At 72.4% G+C, this 14562-nt stretch carries 12 protein-coding genes; 6 read left to right on the top strand and 6 right to left on the bottom strand.

Annotated features, from left to right (window positions below; genetic code table 11):
• Positions 1 to 75 precede the first annotated feature (75 nt).
• Together ACWGH0_RS19560 and ACWGH0_RS19555 are read right to left on the bottom strand one after the other, a co-directional pair.
• On the bottom strand, positions 76 to 1398 hold the full coding sequence (locus tag ACWGH0_RS19560; protein WP_453405418.1) for a copper amine oxidase: 1323 nt from the start codon (positions 1396 to 1398) through the stop codon (positions 76 to 78).
• 73 nt (positions 1399 to 1471) lie between these two features.
• Entirely contained in the window at positions 1472 to 2329 is an 858-nt protein-coding gene (locus tag ACWGH0_RS19555) for a Tat pathway signal sequence domain protein (RefSeq protein WP_453405417.1), read from the bottom strand.
• 187 nt (positions 2330 to 2516) lie between these two features.
• Between ACWGH0_RS19555 and glgX the strand changes: the two genes are divergently transcribed.
• Both glgX and treY read left to right on the top strand, forming a co-directional pair.
• Positions 2517 to 4634 carry a glycogen debranching protein GlgX gene (gene glgX / locus ACWGH0_RS19550; RefSeq protein ID WP_453405416.1) on the top strand — a complete coding sequence of 706 codons (2118 nt, stop codon included), beginning with the start codon at positions 2517 to 2519 and terminating at the stop codon, positions 4632 to 4634.
• Between the two features lie 330 nt (positions 4635 to 4964).
• Positions 4965 to 7328 (top strand): malto-oligosyltrehalose synthase, encoded by a 2364-nt coding sequence (gene treY / locus ACWGH0_RS19545; protein ID WP_453405415.1) that lies wholly within the window; start codon positions 4965 to 4967, stop codon positions 7326 to 7328.
• A gap of 178 nt (positions 7329 to 7506) precedes the next feature.
• On the opposite strand, the gene ACWGH0_RS19540 is transcribed toward treY, so the two are convergent.
• Positions 7507 to 8055 carry an FHA domain-containing protein gene (locus ACWGH0_RS19540; protein ID WP_453405414.1) on the bottom strand — a complete coding sequence of 183 codons (549 nt, stop codon included), beginning with the start codon at positions 8053 to 8055 and terminating at the stop codon, positions 7507 to 7509.
• Positions 8056 to 8206: 151 nt separating this feature from the next.
• Here ACWGH0_RS19540 and ACWGH0_RS19535 point away from each other — a divergent pair, with 151 nt between their 5' ends.
• Positions 8207 to 9160, top strand: coding sequence for a GNAT family N-acetyltransferase (locus ACWGH0_RS19535; protein ID WP_453405522.1), 954 nt, complete (start codon positions 8207 to 8209; stop codon positions 9158 to 9160).
• A 70-nt stretch (positions 9161 to 9230) separates the two neighbouring features.
• The gene (gene treZ, locus ACWGH0_RS19530) at positions 9231 to 10985 is read left to right on the top strand and encodes a malto-oligosyltrehalose trehalohydrolase (RefSeq protein WP_453405413.1); all 1755 of its coding nucleotides are present in this window, start codon (positions 9231 to 9233) and stop codon (positions 10983 to 10985) included.
• A 99-nt stretch (positions 10986 to 11084) separates the two neighbouring features.
• Here treZ and ACWGH0_RS19525 read toward each other — a convergent pair whose 3' ends face one another.
• On the bottom strand, positions 11085 to 12272 hold the full coding sequence (locus tag ACWGH0_RS19525; RefSeq protein WP_453405412.1) for an aminopeptidase P family protein: 1188 nt from the start codon (positions 12270 to 12272) through the stop codon (positions 11085 to 11087).
• 4 nt (positions 12273 to 12276) lie between these two features.
• Positions 12277 to 13038: a nucleoside/nucleotide kinase family protein gene (locus tag ACWGH0_RS19520; RefSeq protein WP_453405411.1), complete on the bottom strand. Its 762-nt coding sequence runs from the start codon at positions 13036 to 13038 to the stop codon at positions 12277 to 12279.
• Between the two features lie 47 nt (positions 13039 to 13085).
• Here ACWGH0_RS19520 and ACWGH0_RS19515 point away from each other — a divergent pair, with 47 nt between their 5' ends.
• Complete coding sequence (locus tag ACWGH0_RS19515) at positions 13086 to 13475, top strand: VOC family protein (protein WP_453405410.1); 390 nt, start codon at positions 13086 to 13088, stop codon at positions 13473 to 13475.
• Positions 13476 to 13541: 66 nt separating this feature from the next.
• Here ACWGH0_RS19515 and ACWGH0_RS19510 read toward each other — a convergent pair whose 3' ends face one another.
• Positions 13542 to 14024 (bottom strand): MarR family winged helix-turn-helix transcriptional regulator, encoded by a 483-nt coding sequence (locus ACWGH0_RS19510; RefSeq protein ID WP_453405409.1) that lies wholly within the window; start codon positions 14022 to 14024, stop codon positions 13542 to 13544.
• A 99-nt stretch (positions 14025 to 14123) separates the two neighbouring features.
• Between ACWGH0_RS19510 and ACWGH0_RS19505 the strand changes: the two genes are divergently transcribed.
• Entirely contained in the window at positions 14124 to 14534 is a 411-nt protein-coding gene (locus ACWGH0_RS19505; protein ID WP_453405408.1) for an organic hydroperoxide resistance protein, read from the top strand.
• Positions 14535 to 14562: the final 28 nt, after the last annotated feature.

The following is a 14562-nucleotide window of genomic DNA, read 5'->3' as shown; positions in this document are numbered from 1 at the left end:
TCCAACGATCAAGGAAGGGTACTCCGGGAGCGGGAGGCGGTGCAGCCGGATCGACAGGCTCCTTTCCCAACTCCCTTATTCGTAATGCCCGTTCTGTCCTGCGAGATCGGCGGGAGTGAGCGGATTCATAGCGGTTACGTCCCTGGGCGCGAGCTGGAATCCCTGCCAGTGGACCGGCATCGGCTGCTGGTCCTCGTCCCGGGCGATGTGGTGGAACCCGATGTTGACCCACGTGATCGGGTTCTTGAGGGTCTCGCCGTTCACCCACTCGTCCACGCTGTCCGGCGCGGTCGCGCTGCCGCAGTCGCGGATGTTGTTGCTGGCGAACTGCTCGCACTTGCGGTAGTTCGTGAAGTACACGTCGTGCCGCGTGAAGCTGCGCCCCGGGTGCTTGTTGGAGCTGCCGGGCACGATCTCGTACGAGCGCGCGTGGCCGTCCTTGTTCTTGCCGGTGGCGCTGACGATCCGCCACCACCGCATGCTCTTGGCGTCGCCCGCGAGTTCCTTGGTGACGGGGGTGCGGGTGGTCTTGGTGGTGGGTTTGGCGTTGCCCCGCGGCGGGGTGACCTTCGAGTCGAACTGCTCGACCCGGTTCTTGGAGCTGCCGTCGAGGCCAAAGTTCAGCCGCCAGAAGACGTTGTGGCTGTGGCTGGTGGCGTAGTCGCGCGCGCCCTTGCCTATCGGCCAGCCACGGCCGTCGGTGGCGTCGTAGTCGTCGGGCGCGAGGCTGCCGGTGGCGCCGACGTTGGCCGAGACGGTGCCGTCGGAGGAGAACCGCCACTCGGTGATGTACTCGTACCAGGAGACCTTGTTGACGGTGTAGACGAGCAGGTCCTTGCCCTGCGCCTGCCAGACCTTGGTGCCCTCGTCGCTCGCGAGGCGGTACGCGTGCCCGCGCGCCCGGGTGGTCGTGCATATGCCTTTGACATCACCCATGTCGGCGACCCGGACCGTGCGGATCGTGCCGCCGGGGCACTCGGCGGGTTTCAGGTCCTGGAGGCCCGTTCCGAAGCCGTAGCTCGTGAGGTCGTCGTACTCCTCCTCGCCGTTGTCGTACGGCACGTGCACCTGTGCGAGCTTGCCGCTCGTCAGGACGCGGATCGGTTTGGGTTCGCCCTTGGGCTGGTACGTCACTTTCTCCAGGACCAGGCCGGCGTCGCTGTCGTAGTTCCAGCACATGCGCCAGGTCGTGCCGCCGTCGAGCTTCTGCTCGATGCGGTACGCCGCGCTGCAGTCGGCCGGGGCCGGCGCGGGGGCCGCAGGGGCCGCCGCGGGTGCTGTCCGGTGCGTCGCGGAGGCCGCGGAGCCGCCCGCGGCGGCGAGGCCGCCGAGCAGGGCGGTGGCCGCGAGGGTTGCCGCGGCCCGCTTGCGGGCACCAGAAGCTCTGTTGACGTGCATGAGGATGAACTCCCTCGTACGGAAGTGCGGGAAGGGACTGAAGAGGATGAGCCGGTCGAGCGGGTCGAAAGGGTCAGCCGATACGGCCGACGGTCCTCGCGCTCAGGTCGACGACGAGATCGCGGGTGTCGATCCAGGGTCCGTTCACGACCTTGGACGTGACGCGGACGCAGCGGTGCGCTCCGCACTTCGCGAGCGCCGCCGGCACGTTCTCCTCCCGGTCCGCCCGGTAGATGCCGCCGTTCACCCAGAGCTGGTCGGCCGAGGTCAGCGGCTTGCCCATGGCGTCCTGGTAGTCCTGCTTCAGGCCCGCGCCGAGCGGGCTCGCCAGGATCAACTCCGTGGCCTCGCGGTTCTCCGCGCGGGTCGGCGACGGCTGCACGCCCTTGAGCACGCCGGTCCGCTCGACCTTGCCGGTGGCGAGGTTGACCGTCTTCGTCACCAGTTCGTCGCGCCCGTAGTCGTAGAACGAGACCTCGGCGCGGCGCGGCGGCGCCGCGTCGTCCACCTCGGACGGCGGCGTCTCGCCGAGGTTGGTCGCCAGGTGCTGCGGCCCCCGGTCCCCGTCGACGTCCCTGCCGGCGGCGAACTGCGACGGCGTCAGCGCCAGCCGCTCCACCCGCTTCAGCTCGGCGTCCGTCAGGGGGTCCCGTCCGATGCCCTGCTCGCCCTCGGCCGGGGCGCCCTCCACGACGCCCGGCGCGGGCGCCTGCCCCGCCGCCGCGGTCCCACCGTCCCGCTCCCCCCGGGCGCCGGGCCCGCCCTGGGCCGTCCCGGTGACGGCGGCGGCCCCGGTCCGCCCGCCCCGCGTGTCGTCGGCGGCGCCCGCCGCTCCCGGCAGGGTCACGCCGATCATCACCGCTGTCCCGGTCACCGCTATCGCGGTCCCCGCCAGCATCTTCCCCAGATGCCGGCGCACTGTCCTGTGCACTGATGCCCCCCTACTCGCCCGGAGCCCCCCGTCGCCCCGCGCGTCACGCGCGACGGCAACTGGCATACCGGGTATGCGTGGTCACCCGGTAGGACGGCCCGAAGTCCTAGGAGGTTGCCCCACTTTCGGGGAAGATCTGTGCGAAGTGCCCCGCAGCACCCGGATCAGAAGTGGAAGAGTCGATCGCATGCAGGTCTGGCCGGGAGAGGCTTACCCACTCGGCGCCACGTACGACGGCGCCGGAACCAATTTCGCTGTCTATTCGGAGGCCGCCGACCGGATCGAGTTGTGCCTGTTGCACGACGACGGTTCGGAGACGGCGGTGGAACTGCGCGAGTCCGACGCGTTCGTACGTCACGCCTTCCTGCCCGGCATCATGCCGGGGCAGCGCTACGGCTACCGGGTCCACGGCCCGTACGCCCCGCAGGAGGGCAAGCGGTGCAATTCCGCGAAGCTGCTGCTCGACCCGTACGCACGGGCGATCAGCGGCAAGATCGACTGGGGCGAGTCGGTGTACGGCTACCACTTCGGCAAGCCGGACTCGCGCAACGACCTGGACTCCGCTCCGCACACCATGGCGTCGGTGGTGGTCAACCCGTACTTCGACTGGGGTGACGACCGTCCGCCGCGCACGGACTACCACCGCACGATCCTCTACGAGGCCCATGTGAAGGGCCTCACGATGATGCACCCGGACCTCCCCGACGAGCTCCGGGGCACGTACGCGGCGCTGGCGCATCCCGCCATCATCTCGCACCTGACGGAACTGGGGGTGACGGCGCTCGAGTTGATGCCGGTGCACCAGTTCGTCAACGACCACCGGCTGGATGACGCCGGGCTGAGCAACTACTGGGGCTACAACACCATCGGGTTCTTCGCCCCGCACAACGCGTACGCCTCCTGGGGCGACCGGGGCCAGCAGGTGCTGGAGTTCAAGTCGGCCGTACGGGCGCTGCACCGGGCGGGCATCGAGGTCATCCTCGACGTCGTCTACAACCACACGGCGGAGGGCAACCATCTGGGCCCCACGCTCTCCTTCCGCGGCCTGGACAACGCCTCGTACTACCGTCTCGCCGACGATCCCCGGTACTACATGGACACCACGGGGACCGGGAACTCCCTGCTCATGCGCTCGCCGCACGTCCTCCAGCTGATCATGGACTCGCTGCGGTACTGGGTGACGGAGATGCACGTCGACGGCTTCCGCTTCGACCTGGCGGCGACCCTGGCCAGGCAGTTCCACGAGGTGGACCGGCTCTCGTCCTTCTTCGACCTGGTGCAGCAGGACCCGGTGGTCAGCCAGGTGAAGCTGATCGCCGAGCCGTGGGACGTGGGCGAGGGCGGTTACCAGGTGGGGAACTTCCCGCCGCTGTGGACCGAGTGGAACGGCAAGTACCGGGACACCGTGCGCGACCTGTGGCGGGGCGAGCCCCGGACGCTCGCCGAGTTCGCGGGGCGGCTGACCGGGTCGTCCGACCTGTACCAGGACGACGGCCGCCGGCCGCTCGCGTCGATCAACTTCACCACCTGCCACGACGGCTTCACCCTGGCCGACCTGGTCTCGTACAACGACAAGCACAACGAGGCCAACGGCGAGGGCAACCGGGACGGCGAGAGCCACAACCGGTCGTGGAACTGCGGGGCGGAGGGCGATACGGACGATCCCGCGATCCTGGAGCTGCGGGCCCGCCAGATGCGCAACTTCATCGCGACGCTGATGCTGTCGCAGGGCGTACCGATGCTGTCGCACGGCGACGAGTTCGCCCGTACGCAGCACGGCAACAACAACGCGTACTGCCAGGACAACGAGCTGTCGTGGGTGCACTGGCCGGACAAGGACGACGAGGAGGGCTCGCTCCACGCGTTCACACGCGCGATGGTGTGGCTGCGGCGGGACCATCCGGTCTTCCGGCGCAGGCGCTTCTTCCACGGGCGTCCGGTGGAGGGCACGCACGACGACCTGTCGGACATCGCGTGGTTCACTCCGGACGGCAAGGAGATGGCCCAGCGGGACTGGCAGGCCGCGCACGCGAAGGCGCTGACGGTCTTCCTGAACGGGCACGCCATCTCGGAGCCGGGGCCGCGCGGCGAGCGGATCTCGGACGACTCCTTCCTGCTGATGTTCAACGCGAGCGCCCAGGAGCTCGACTTCACCATTCCGGTCAACCACGGGAAGCAGTGGCAGGTGGTGGTCGACACGGCGCGGCCCGAAGGGGTGCCGCCGGGGAGCGGTCCCAAGGTGGGAGCGGGTGAGCACGTCACGCTGATCGGGCGCAGTCTGGTGGTGTTGCAGCGGCCGGCCTAGGGGCCGGGGCGGCGGGGCGGGCGGCCCACGCGCGTGCGGCGCACAGCGTGGCCGCCGCGGGCCGCCCCGCCGCCCGGCGAGGCGGCCGCACAGGCCGTGACGCCGGCCTGCGACGCGCCGGGCAGGACTCTCCGGAGCACTGTCGCGGCGCGTACGCCGGCGCCGGGCGGGCTCGTCCGTTCGGGTGGTTTCGACCTCGCGACAGGGGCGCGCAGGGGCCTGCCGTCATGTGCGCGCAGGGCCTGCCGTCATGTGAACGAAAAGGCGGGTCATCACACGGACGCATGGGCGGATGACACGAAAGCCCCCAATGCGGGTACGTACGTTCGCATGACGCCCACCGCCACCTATCGTCTGCAGCTCCGTTCCGACTTCCCCTTCTCGGCCGCCGAGGAGGCGGTGCCCCATCTGGCCGCACTCGGGGTCTCGCACCTGCACCTGTCGCCCGTGCTGGAAGCCGTGCCGGGCTCCCAGCACGGGTACGACGTCGTCGACCACGCGCGCGTGCGGGCCGAACTCGGCGGCGAGGAGGGACTGCGCGCGCTGTCCCGTACGGCCCGCGCGCACGGCCTCGGCCTGATCCTCGACATCGTCCCCAACCACATGGCCGTACCGGCGCCCGAGAGCCTGAACCGCCCCCTGTGGGAGGTGCTGAGGGAGGGGCCGGGTTCGCCGTACGCCCGGTGGTTCGACATCGACTGGGAGGGCGGCGACGGCAAGGTGCTGCTGCCCGTCCTGGCCCACCGGATCGGCGACGAGCTCGACGACCTGACGGTCGACGGCGAGACGCTGCGCTACTACGACCACACGTTCCCGCTGCGCGAGGGAACGGCGCACCTGCCGATGCCCGAGCTGCTGGACGCCCAGTGGTACCGGCTCGCCTGGTGGCGGCTGGCCCGCACCGAGCTGAACTACCGGCGCTTCTTCACCATCTCGGAACTCATCGGGGTCCGGGTGGAGGACCCCGAGGTCTTCGCCGCCTCGCACGCGAAGATCCTGGAGCTCGTGCGGGACGGGGTGGTGGACGGGCTGCGGATCGACCATCCGGACGGTCTCGCCGATCCGGAGGCGTATCTGCGCCGCCTGGGCGAGGCGGTGGAGGGCCGCTGGACGGTCGTGGAGAAGATCCTGACCGGTCCCGAACGGCTGCCCGCCGAATGGCCGGTCGCGGGAACGACGGGCTACGACGCGCTGTACCGCGTCGACGGGCTGTTCACCGATCCGGCGGGCACCGGGGAACTGACAGCTCACTACCGCGACTTCGCGGGTCCGGCCGGAGACCGCGGCGGCTACTGGGAAGCGACGGTACGACGATCGGCGTACAAGGTGCTCACCCATGAGCTGGCGGCGGAGACCCGCTACCTCGTCCGTACGGCCCAGCGCATCTGCGCGGGCGATCCCGCGCTGCGCGACTACGCGCCCTGGGCGCTGGGCGAGGCCGTGCGGGAACTGCTGGTGCGCGTTCCCGTGTACCGCCCGTACGTGAAGGCGGGCGGGCCCTGTCCCGAGAGCGCCGGGGCGGCCGTTCCGGTGGAGGCGGCACGCCAGGTGAAGGCCGGCTTCGCGGTGCCGGAGGAGGCCGCGGTCGTCGACCTGGTGCGCGATCTGGCCCTGGGGAGGCTGGGCGACGGGCCGGACCGGGCGGCGTTCTGCGCCCGGTTCGCGCAGACGGCGTCGGCGCTGCGGGCCAAGTCGGTGGAGGACACGGCCTTCTACCGGTACACGCCGCTGGTGTCGGCGAACGAGGTGGGCGGCGACCCCGGGACGCCCGGGGTGAGCCCGGCGGACTTCCACGCCTTCTGCGAGCGGCTGGCACGCGACTGGCCGGCCACCGGGACCGTGCTGTCCACGCACGACACCAAGCGCAGCGCGGACGTGCGGGCGCGGATCGCGGTGCTGTCCGAGTGCCCCGGGCGGTGGGCCCGGCTGCTCGCGGGGCTCACCACCGTCCCCGGGCCCGACGCCCACCTGGCGTGGACCGCCTGGCAGACGGCGTTCGGGTTCGGGGAGCCGGACGGGGAGCGGCTGACGGCCGCGCTGCTGAAGTCCGTGCGGGAGGCCGGTCTGCACACCAGCTGGACCGAGCAGGACGAGGTGTACGAACAGGCGGTGGCCGACTTCGTGGCGGCGGGACCGGCCGGGCCGCCGTTCGAGACGGTGGCGAAGTTCGCACGGGACCTCGCTCCGTACGTACGGGCCAATGTGCTCGGGGCGGCGCTGCTGCACCTGACGATGCCGGGGGTGCCGGACCTCTACCAGGGCACGGAGCGGGAGTTCCGCGCCCTGGTCGATCCGGACAACCGGCGTCCCGTGGACTTCACGCCGCCGGCCGCCGACGACGAGAGCCTGTCGGCGGAGAAGTACGCCGTCACGGTCGCGGCGCTCGGCCTGCGTCGGGCGCTGCCGGAGGTGTTCGGCGAGTCGGGCACGTACACGCCGCTCACCCCGGCGGGTCCGGCGGCGGACCACTGTGTGGCGTTCTGCCGTTCCGGCCGGACCGTCACGGCCGTCACGCGCCTGTCCCTGCGCCTCGCGGACGCGGGCGGCTGGCACGACACGGAGCTGGCGCTCCCGGCGGGCCGCTGGACGGACGCCCTGTCCCCGGACCGCACGTTCACGGGAACGATCCGCGTGGCCGACCTGTTCGCGCAGCGCCCGGTGTCCCTGCTCACGCGCGCGCCGGAAGGGACGTAGCACCGCGCGTCGTACGGCCGGGCCGGACGTACGGGTGAACGGTCCGTGCACGGCGCCGTGCCCCCGACCGCCGAGGACGGGGGCACGGTGGCCGGACTCTGCCGCGGCCAACCGCACCGCCCCCCGTGCGGGCAGCCTCAGCCCGGTCGGCCGGGTCGTCGCCCGAATACCCGAAGGGTCAGCGCGCGGAGAGCCGGAAGCTCATCCGTCCGAAGCTCACCTGGTCGCCGTCGCGCACCATGACGGCCCCCGTGACCCTGCGCCCGTTCACGGACGTGCCGTTGGTCGAACCGAGGTCGCGCAGCATCCACCCGCCGCCCCGCGCGGACAGCTCGGCGTGCACGCGCGACACCGTCTCGTGGCTGAGCCGCAGTCCGTTCGCCGGATCGCGCCCGATCCTCAGCGGGTACGGCCCCGGCTCGGGGAACAGCAGCTTCGGCAGCCGCTCCGCCTGCCACGCCCCGCGCAGCCGTACGGAGAACGCCGACGCCCGCCGCACCGCGCCGAACAGCCCCCGCGTCCAGCGGCCCTCGGTCTCCAGGTCGGAGGTGAGCACGGCCAGTTCGTCGGACCGGCGGGCGACGAGGGCGAGTTCCATGCGGCGTACGAAGGTGTCGTGCGACAGCTTCCCCTGGGCCGCGCCCTCCCGGAGCACCCCGAGCACCCGGTCCCGCTCGGCGTCGGACAGCCGCGCGGGATACGTGTGGAACTCGAAGGACGACGTCACAGGCCGATTGTCGGTCCGACCGGGCGCGAGTGTCCAGAAGAACGGTCCATCCCGTACGACCTGACCTGCGCAGACCGATCGCCTGCCGACTCCGGATCGTCATTGTTACTGTCTGCGGACACTCACGTCACAGGGGGACGGCTTGACCGGCATACCGCAGGACCACGAACCGACCGTACGGCCGCTCGCGGGGCCGCAGGAGCTCGACCTCTTCTGCCGGCTCCCGTACGTCCTCGACCACGAGCTCGCGGACGACCTCGCCACCGGCCGCCGCCGTCCCGAGTGGATGTGGGTGGCGCTGCGCGGGGACCGCGTGCTGGCCCGCCTCTCCTGGTGGACCTCCAGGGCCGGTGAGCCGCCGCAGGCGCTCGACTTCTTCGACCTCGACGACACGCTCCCGGAACCGGAGCGCGGCGAGATCGGCCTGCGCCTCCTGGAGACGGCTTCGGCCGCCGTCCTGCCGACCGGCTCGCCCCGTCCCGAGTACGGCCGTTTCATCCCGCCCGACTGGCGTGACGACGCGGCGGCGCGTGACGTGGTCGAGGCCCGGATGCGGGTGCTGGAGCGGACCGGTGCGCGGCTGCTCGTCGAGCGCCTGCGTCTCGAATGGCGCCCGGGCACGCCGGTGCCGGAGCCCACGGGACGGCTGGCGTTCCGTCCGCCGCACAGCGAGGAGGAGCTCGTCGCGCTGATGACGCTGGTCCTGGAGGGCACGCTCGACGCGCACAGCCGAGCCGAACTGGCGACGGGTCTGAGCGCGCGCGAGGCCGCCGAGCTCCAGTTCAGGGAGGAGTTCGCGGCCTACTCCTCGCCGCGCGCGTGGTGGCGCGTCGCGGAACTGCCGGACGGTGGGCAGCCGGTCGGTTTCGTCATTCCCGCGCGCAACAACTACCACCACACCATCGCGTACATCGGCGTGGTGCCCGAGCGCCGCGGTCACGGCTACATCGACGACATCCTCGCCGAGGGCACCCGGGTGCTCGCCGCACAGGAGGTGCCCCGCATCCGCGCGGCGACGGACCTCGCCAACGTTCCGATGGCCAAGTCCTTCGAGCGCGCCGGGTACGTCAATTTCGAGCGCGCGGTCAATATGACGTGGAGCTGACGATTTACCGGCGGATCATGCCCGTCTGACGCACCATGGGTGGCGGCATCGTCGACGAGAGGGGCCGCCAGTGCTGTTCGAGGTGTGGGCGCCGAAGGCCGGGCAGGCAGAACTCCGGCTGGCCGGCGCAGCGTACGCCATGGAGCGTGATCCGGCGCGGGACGGGTGGTGGACGGCCGAGGCCGAGGCGGGTGACGGCACCCGGTACGGCTTCTCGCTGGACGGCGGGCCCGTCCTGCCCGACCCGCGCTCGCGCCGCCAGCCGGACGGCCCCGACGGCCTCAGCGCCGTCGTGGACCACAACGCCCATGAGTGGCGGACGCCTTGGCGGGGCGGCGCTCCGCTGTCGAAGGCGGTCCTGTACGAGCTGCACGTCGGTACGTACACCCCGGAGGGCACCTTCGACGCCGCCGCCGGCCGGCTCGGCCATCTGGCCGATCTCGGCGTCACCCATGTCGAGGTGATGCCCGTCTGCCCGTTCCCGGGAACGCACGGGTGGGGCTACGAGGGCGTGTCGCTGTGGGCGGTGCACGAACCGTACGGTGGCCCGGCCGGGTTCAAGCGTTTCGTCGACGCGGCGCACGCCCTGGGTCTGGGGGTCGTGCTCGACGTCGTCCACAACCACCTCGGTCCCTCCGGCAACTACCTGCCCCTCTTCGGCCCGTACTTCACGGACACGCACCACACGCCCTGGGGGTCGGCCGTCAACCTCGACGCCCCCGGGTCCGACGAGGTGCGTGCCTACCTGCTCGGCAGCGCCCTGTCCTGGCTGCGCGACTACCGCCTCGACGGCCTGCGGCTCGACGCCGTGCACGCGCTGGCCGACACCCGCGCGCTGACCTTCCTGGAGGAACTGTCCGCGGCCGTCGACGCGCTCTCCGGCGAAGTGGGCAGGGCGCTCTTCCTGATCGCCGAGTCCGACCAGGGGGACCCCCGTACGACGGCCTCGCGCGAGTCGGGGGGCCTCGGTCTGCACGCGCAGTGGAACGACGACTTCCACCACGCCCTGCACACCGCTCTCACCGGCGAGTCCCAGGGCTATTACGCCGACTTCGCCCGCGCGCCCCTGGGCGCGCTCGCCAAGACGCTGACGCAGGTGTTCTTCCACGACGGTACGTACTCGACGTTCCGGGGACGCGTGCACGGCCGTTCCGTCGACCGCACGCGAACAGCCGCGCACCGCTTCCTCGGTTACTCCCAGACGCACGACCAGGTCGGCAACAGGGCGCTCGGGGACCGGCTTTCGGCCACCCTCTCCCCCGGCCTGCTGGCCTGCGCCGCCACGCTGGTCCTCACCGGCCCGTACGTTCCCATGCTCTTCATGGGCGAGGAGTGGGCGGCCCGCACCCCCTGGCAGTTCTTCACCGACCACACCGACCCCGAGCTCGCCCAGGCCGTGCGCGAGGGCAGGCGACGGGAGTTCGCCGCACACGGGTGGGCGGCGGACGACATCCCGGACCCGCAGGATCCGCGCACCCGGGAGCGGTCCTGCCTGGACTGGTCGGAGCCCGCCGGCGAACCGCACGCACGCGTGCTGGCCTTCTACCGGGAGCTGATCGCCCTGCGGCGTGAGCGGCCCGACCTCGCCGACCCGGACCTGGCGGCGGTCAAGGTCGCGTACGACGAGGACGCGCGCTGGCTGGCGTACCGGCGGGGCGACATCCGCGTCGCGGTGAACCTGTCGAAGGAGCCCGTCGCGATCGGCCTCGGCCGCAACGGCCTCAGCCGGGTCCTCGCCGCCTGGGAGCCGGTCGACGCACCGGGCACCGACGGGCTCCTGCGCCTGCCGCCGGAGTCCGGCGTCGTGCTCGGCCCCGCCGGCTGACCGCGCGCCCACCGGCCGGCGGCCGCCACCGCCGGCTCCGTAAGCGCGCGGCGGCACGCGCCCGCGCCCCGGCCGCGTACGGCGGCGCGGGCGCGGTGGTCAGTCGACGACGGCCATCTCGCGGGCGGTGGTGTTGAGGCGGCGGCCGCCGTCCTCCGTGACGGTCACGATGTCCTCGATGCGCACGCCGAAGCGCCCCGGCAGGTAGATGCCGGGCTCGATGGAGAAGCACATCCCGAGGACGAGCGGCTGCCGTTCGCCCTCGATCATGTACGGCGGCTCGTGCGTGGTCACGCCGATGCCGTGTCCGGTGCGGTGGATGAACCGCTCGCCGTACCCGGCCTCGGTGATCACCGCGCGGGCCACCCGGTCCACCTCCTGGCAGGCGATCCCGGGCCGCACCGCTTCGAACGCCGCCTGCTGCGCCTCCCGTACGGCGTCGTGGACGCGCTGTTCCTCGGGGGAAGGCCCGCCGACGTGGACCGTACGGGAGGTGTCGGAGCCGTAGCCGTGCTTGAGGCCGCCGAAGTCGAGTACGACCATGTCTCCGTGCTCGATGACGCGCTCGCCCGCCTCGTGGTGCGGGTCGGCGCCGTTGGGGCCGCTGCTGACGACGGTGAAGTCCACCTGCTCGTGGCCGAACTGGGTGAGCAGGTGGGACAGTTCGGCGGCCACCTCGGTCTCGCGCCGCCCGGAGAAGCGGATCCGCAGGATCTCCTCGTACGTCGCGTCCGCCGCCGCGCCCGCCGCCTCGAGGCGCGCCAGCTCGGCCGCGTCCTTCACGGCCCGCAGCATGGGCAGGGCCGAGGACAGCGGCACGTACGAGGTGCTCGGCAGCGCCTTCTGGAGACCGAGCAGATGCATCGCCCAGGTGTTGTCGCTGACCGCGAAGCGGCCGTCGACGTCGAGGAGCGGCGCGGCGACGGCGTACGGGTCCCTGCCGTCCGTCCAGTCGCGCAGGGTCAGCGCGGCGGCTCCGGTCGCGTGCTCGGCGTCGGCCGCCTCCAGGGTCGGCACGACGAGGACGGGCTCCTGCTCGACGGACAGGACGAGCAGCGTCAGCCGTTCGGTGACGGCCGGGGGCCGGTAGCCGGTGAGGTGGACCAGATCGGGGCCCGGGGCGACGAGTACGCCGTCCAGGCCGGCGTCGGCGGCCGCCCTGGCCGCGCGGTCCATCCGGGCCCGGTAGTCGCCGGCGGTGAAGGGCGCCGGCGGGGAGGCGGAGGCGGCCGACGGACCGGCGGGCGGCACAGGGGCGGGCGCGGCGGGCTGAGGGGCGGAGGACATGGCCTCATCCTGCCCGGCGGCCGGTGTCCTCGCGAGCCGGATTCGCGGCGGAACCGGAAGCCGGATCCGGCGCGGTGTCCGGCACGGACCGCGCGGTGCGATCCGCTGCGGGACCCTGCGCGGACCGCGGCGCGGAGTCCTGGGCGAGCGTGACGACCAGGTCGGCGCGGTGGCGGCCGGCGGCGACCAGGCGTGCGTTGGACTCGTCCGACGCGTGGACGAAGCGCTCGGCGGCGGCGCGGGGCTTGCCGAACCGCTCGTGCCGGTCGACGAGACGGCGTACCCGCTCGTCCCGGTCGAGCTCCAGGAACCACACCTCGTCCAGCAGGTCCCGCACGCCGGCCCAGGGCCCCTCGTCGAGCAGCAGGTAGTTGCCCTCGGTGACGACGAGGGGGACGTCCGACGGACCGGGTACGGCGATGCTGCCGGCCACCGGCTCCTCCACCGCCCGGTCGAACGCGGGCGCGTAGACGACGGTGTCCGGCGTCCCGGGGCCACGCAGCCGTGAGAGCAGGGCGGCGTATCCGGCGGCGTCGAAGGTGTCCGGGGCGCCCTTCCTGCCCGTACGCCCCAGGCGCTCCAGTTCGGCTCCGGCGAGATGGAACCCGTCCATGGGGACGAGTACGGCCAGTCCGCCGAGCCGGTCGACGAGGTGCGCGGCGAGGGTGGACTTGCCCGCGCCCGGCGGCCCCGCGATCCCGAGGACGCGGCGGCGCCCGGGGACGGCGAGGCGGCGGGCGCGGTCGACGAGGCGGTGCGGTTCCATGGGGGCATTGTGCGCCGGGACGGGCGGCGTGGGGTAGGAAGGAGCCCATGCCGCACATCGCTCTCGTCACCCTCGTCGTCCGCGACTACGACGAAGCCGTCGCCTTCTACACCGGGGCGCTCGGCTTCGAGCTGGTCGAGGACTCGGACCGGGGCGACGGCTCGCGCTGGGTGGTCGTCCGCCCGCCGGGTCCGGACGGCGGTACGGGGCTGCTCCTGGCCCGTGCCAAGGACGACGAGCAGCTCGCGCGGGTGGGCGGTCAGACGGGCGGCCGGGTCGGCTTCTTCCTGCACACCGAGGACTTCGCCCGCGACCACGCCAGGATGGCGGCGGCGGACGTCCGCTTCCTGGAGGAGCCGCGCCACGAGCCGTACGGCACGGTCGCCGTCTTCGAGGACCTGTACGGCAACCGCTGGGACCTTCTGCAGCCGGCCTGAGGGCCGCCGGGCCGGGCGGGGCGCCGGCGCCACAGCGCCACCCGTGTCGGGGCCTCGCCGCCCGGCCTATCCATGGGCCTCGTCGAGGGCGCCGGTCAGGCGGCCCAGCAGCCTCTGGAGACCGAGGACCTCCTCGACCGAAAGGCCCGTCGCCGCGAGGATCCGGCGCGGCACGGGCAGCGCCCGCTCGCGCATCTCCTCGCCCGCTTCCGTCAGCCGGACGGTGACCGAGCGTTCGTCCTCGGCGCTGCGCTCGCGGCGCACCAGGCCGGCCGCCTCCAGCCGCTTGAGCAGCGGTGAGAGGGTGCCGGAGTCGAGGCGCAGCTGCTCGCCGATGGCCTTGACGGGCTGCGGGCCGTGCTCCCACAGCACCAGCATGGCCAGGTACTGGGGGTACGTGAGGCCGAGGTCCCTGAGCGCCTCGCGGTAGACGCCGCCGAAGGCGCGCGAGGCCGCGTGCAGCGAGAAGCAGACCTGGTGATCGAGACGGAGCAGCTCGGCGTCGGACACGGCGGGGAGCGTCGGGTCGGTGGTCGGCGGGGGCGTCATGGGTCCAGCGTAACCTCTCGGGCCGCTTTAGTTGTGCACAACTAAAGCGTGTGCAACTATTCAACCTCCGGACGACGGACGACGAAACGAGGACACCCCATGAACGCGCTGTACACCGCTGTCGCCACCGCCAACGGCCGCGAGGGCCGCACCGTCAGCTCCGACGGCCAGATCGACCTCGCCCTCGCCATGCCCCCGGCACTCGGCGGCAACGGTCAGGGCACCAACCCCGAGCAGCTCTTCGCCGCCGGGTACGCCGCCTGCTTCGCCAGCGCCATGGGTGCCGTCGCCCGTCAGATGAAGGTGGACACCAAGGACGTGTCGGTGACCGCCGAGGTCTCCATAGGCAAGGACGACACGGGCTTCGGGCTCGCGGTCGTGATGCGCGTGGAGCTGCCGGACGCCCTGGCGGGCGAGAAGGGCCGCGAGCTCGTCGAGGCGACCCACGCCTACTGCCCGTACTCCAAGGCCACCAGCGGCAACATCGAGGTCGAGCTCGTCATCGAGTGACACCCCGGCGGGCTCGCGCATGCGGGCC

Source organism: Streptomyces sp. NPDC054887 (genome assembly GCF_053610585.1).
Note: the sequence above shows the minus strand (reverse complement) of the source record. Positions and strands in the feature narration are given on the sequence as shown.